Annotated in this window: 5 protein-coding genes; all 5 read left to right on the top strand. The window is 65.5% G+C overall.

Annotation, left to right across the window (positions count from 1 at the left end; all coding sequences use genetic code 11):
- Window positions 1-395 precede the first annotated feature (395 nt).
- The 5 genes from FEZ63_RS21660 to FEZ63_RS21645 all read left to right on the top strand — a co-directional run bounded on the left by FEZ63_RS21660 (window position 396) and on the right by FEZ63_RS21645 (window position 2,902).
- Entirely contained in the window at window positions 396-596 is a 201-nt protein-coding gene (locus FEZ63_RS21660) for a hypothetical protein (RefSeq protein WP_150948566.1), read from the top strand.
- On the top strand, window positions 593-769 hold the full coding sequence (locus FEZ63_RS24895) for a hypothetical protein (RefSeq protein WP_153245872.1): 177 nt from the start codon (window positions 593-595) through the stop codon (window positions 767-769). Before FEZ63_RS21660 ends, FEZ63_RS24895 begins: the two co-directional genes overlap by 4 nt.
- A complete protein-coding gene (locus FEZ63_RS21655) occupies window positions 769-1,305 on the top strand; it encodes an HK97 family phage prohead protease (protein ID WP_201274248.1) in 537 nt (178 codons plus the stop codon). The genes FEZ63_RS24895 and FEZ63_RS21655 overlap by 1 nt, the downstream gene beginning before the upstream one ends.
- Before the next feature lie 89 nt (window positions 1,306-1,394).
- Window positions 1,395-1,592 carry a hypothetical protein gene (locus FEZ63_RS21650; protein WP_150948563.1) on the top strand — a complete coding sequence of 66 codons (198 nt, stop codon included), beginning with the start codon at window positions 1,395-1,397 and terminating at the stop codon, window positions 1,590-1,592.
- Between the two features lie 71 nt (window positions 1,593-1,663).
- On the top strand, window positions 1,664-2,902 hold the full coding sequence (locus FEZ63_RS21645) for a phage major capsid protein (RefSeq protein ID WP_150948560.1): 1,239 nt from the start codon (window positions 1,664-1,666) through the stop codon (window positions 2,900-2,902).
- Window positions 2,903-2,944 lie beyond the last annotated feature (42 nt).

The raw sequence follows: 2,944 nt of genomic DNA, 5'->3' as shown, positions 1-2,944 counted from the left end.
TGGGCCAGGGGGGGGGTGACGGCGCCATGGTGAGTCCAGCGTGGAGCTTGCACCCCCACCTCCAACTCCTCCCCACAAGGGGGAGGAGAGCCGGAGGGGCTTCCGCGCTTTTTGCCTGCGATCGGTTCGCGCACGACGTAGTCTCGATCAAGCGCGGGTTTCCCTCCCCCTTGCGGGGAGGGCTAGGGTGGGGGTGTCGGCTCCATTTTTCGATCCAGACGGCGCTGTGATCGATTCAAGTCCAGCGCTCACACCCCCACCTCCAACTCCTCCCCACAAGGGCGAGGAGAGCCCGTGGGGGCTTCCGCGCTATTTGCCTGCATCGTCCAACCGCCGGTCAAAATAGCCACCCGTCTCCCGCCTCGAAAAAAGGAACTAATGCAAAGGAACAAAACATGAACATTATCGATCAGATCGTCGAAGCTGTGATCAGCCGGGGCGATCTTGCTCATTTGGCGCTGTTCGCCTGGGCGAGCGGCGCCTCCGCGTTGCTGGCCATGACATTGCGCGACCTGCTCGCGACGAACCGACGGTTCGATGAATTCGTGCGCGAGCTTTCCGTCTTCAACCGCCGACAAAGGGGGAGTCAGCGATGACGTCATCGACAGCGCGTCCTGCGCGTATCCAGAAAGCGATCCGAAAACCGGGAGCGGCGCGCAAGCCGAAACCGGCGCACGATCGGGCGACGCTGATCTTTCGGGACTTCGTCCGGCAACTCGAGAAACTCGACACCCGGCCGGCGCGATCCGCCCGCGAAGGGGGGCGCTGATGGCGTTCGGGGCCTCGGTCCCGAGGGAAATCAAGCTGCTCAGCCAGCCGCTGCAAACCGTCGAGCTGAATGGTGTTTTCGACGGTTATGCGAGCCTCTTCGGCATCGCCGATCTCGGCAAGGACGTGGTGGTGCCCGGCGCGTTCCGGGATTGCCTTGCCGTGCGGGGCGTCGGCAATATCCGGCTGCTCTGGCAGCATGATCCGGCCGAGCCGGTCGGGCGCTGGCTCTCCATCGAGGAGGATCGGCGCGGCTTGCGCGTGCGCGGAAAACTCAATCTCGCGGTCGAGCGGGCCCGCGATATTCACGCGCTCATGCGCGACGGCGGGGTCGACGGCCTGTCCATCGGCTTTCGCGTCGAACGGGCGCGGGCGGAACGGCCGACCGGACTGCGGCGGCTGGAGAAGCTGGACCTGTGGGAAATCTCCATCGTGACTTTTCCCATGCTGCCGGGCGCGCGCGTGGAGACGGTCAAGCATGCGCCGCCGCATCTGGCCGAGACCATCCGCCAAACCGCCCTGCGCTTGTTTTCCTGAACCCGTCCTCTCTCCACGCGTTGTCCGAAAGTCGGCGGTGCGCTGCGGTTGCAAGTCGGTTCCTTGTCCGCCCAATCGGGAGACCTGTCATGAAGACATTATCGTTCGTCGCCCTCCTGGCCCTGGCAGTGGCGGGCTGTACGACCACCCAGGAACGCGTCGGCGGGGCCGCCGTTGGCGCCGGTGTCGGGGCGGTCGCAGGCCCGGTCGGCGCGGTTGCGGGCGCCGGGGTCGGCGCCGTCACCGGGCCCAGCGTCTCGCGAACCGTCAGGCGCAATACACGCTGATCGCGTCCGACGCGTTGAAAACCCAACCCGCCGCCCGGCGGGTTTTTTATTATCCCAACCGATTGAGCATCATGATCCCTGTTGTTGAAACCAAATCCACCACGCACGATGTCGCCTCGGCTTTCGAGGATTTCGCGCGCGCCTTCGAGGCCTTCAAGGACACCAACGATACCCGTCTCGGCGAGATCGAGACGCGGCTGACGAGCGATGTCGTCACCGACGAGAAGCTCACGCGGATCGACGCGGCGCTCGACGATGCCAAGAAGCGCATTGATCGTTTCATGCTCGAGCGCTCGCGCCCGCCGCTTGGCGTCACGAGCGATGCCCCGCGCGACCCGGCGCAGGCCGAGCACAAGGCGGCGTTCCATGCCTATATGCGCTCGGGCGAGGCCACCGGCCTCAAGCGGCTCGAGGAGAAGGCCCTCTCGGCCGGCTCCGGTCCCGATGGCGGCTATCTAGTGCCCGACACGGTCGAGCGCGAGGTGCTGCAGCGCCTGTCCGGCGTGTCGCCGATCCGCGCGATCTCGTCGGTTCGGGTGATCTCGGGCGGCCAGTACAAGCGTGCATTCTCGATCTTGGGTCCGGCCTCAGGCTGGGTCGGCGAGACGGCGGCGCGCCCTGAGACCGGCGGTCCGAAGCTGTCCGAGATGAGCTTTCCCGCCATGGAGCTCTACGCCATGCCGGCGGCGACGCAGACGCTTTTGGATGACAGCGTGGTCGATATCGACCGCTGGATCGCCGACGAGGTGGAGTCGGCTTTTGCCGAACAGGAGAGCGCGGCCTTCGTCCATGGCGACGGGGTCAACAAGCCCAAGGGCTTTCTCGCCGCTCCAACCATTGAGGATGAAATCTGGGAGTGGGGCCGCCTCGGCACCATCCAGACCGGCGGCGCGACCTTTCCGGCCACCAACCCGTCCGACGTGCTGGTCGAACTGATCTATGCGCTCAAGGCAGGCTATCGCCAGAACGCCGCATTCGTCATGAACCGCAAGACCCAGACCGCGATCCGCAAGTTCAAGGATGCGCACGGCCAGTATCTCTGGGCGCCGCCCGCAAGCCTGGGACAATCCGCGACCCTGATGGGCTTTCCTGTCGTGGAGGCGGAGGACATGCCCGATATCGCGCTGAATGCCTCCGCGGTGGCGTTCGGTGATTTCAAGCGCGGCTATCTGGTGGTGGACCGCGCGGGCCTGCGCGTCCTGCGCGATCCCTACTCGGCGAAGCCCTATGTGCTGTTCTACACGACGAAGCGCGTCGGCGGCGGCGTGCAGGATTATGCGGCGATCAAATTGCTGAACTTCGCCGCATAGAGCTTTTCCCTCCCCCTTGCGGGGAGGGTCAGGGTGGGGGGG

The sequence above is a fragment of the Microvirga brassicacearum genome, from assembly GCF_008757455.1.
Lineage (GTDB): Bacteria > Pseudomonadota > Alphaproteobacteria > Rhizobiales > Beijerinckiaceae > Microvirga > Microvirga brassicacearum.
This window is presented reverse-complemented; position numbering and strand designations above follow the sequence as displayed.

What these genes read in the sequence shown, in the direction of transcription:
- FEZ63_RS21660 (WP_150948566.1), top strand. Translation starts at nt 396, where the DNA reads ATGAACATTATCGATCAGATCGTCGAAGCTGTGATCAGCCGGGGCGAT.
- FEZ63_RS24895 (WP_153245872.1), top strand. Translation starts at nt 593, where the DNA reads ATGACGTCATCGACAGCGCGTCCTGCGCGTATCCAGAAAGCGATCCGA.
- FEZ63_RS21655 (WP_201274248.1), top strand. Translation starts at nt 769, where the DNA reads ATGGCGTTCGGGGCCTCGGTCCCGAGGGAAATCAAGCTGCTCAGCCAG.
- FEZ63_RS21650 (WP_150948563.1), top strand. Translation starts at nt 1,395, where the DNA reads ATGAAGACATTATCGTTCGTCGCCCTCCTGGCCCTGGCAGTGGCGGGC.
- FEZ63_RS21645 (WP_150948560.1), top strand. Translation starts at nt 1,664, where the DNA reads ATGATCCCTGTTGTTGAAACCAAATCCACCACGCACGATGTCGCCTCG.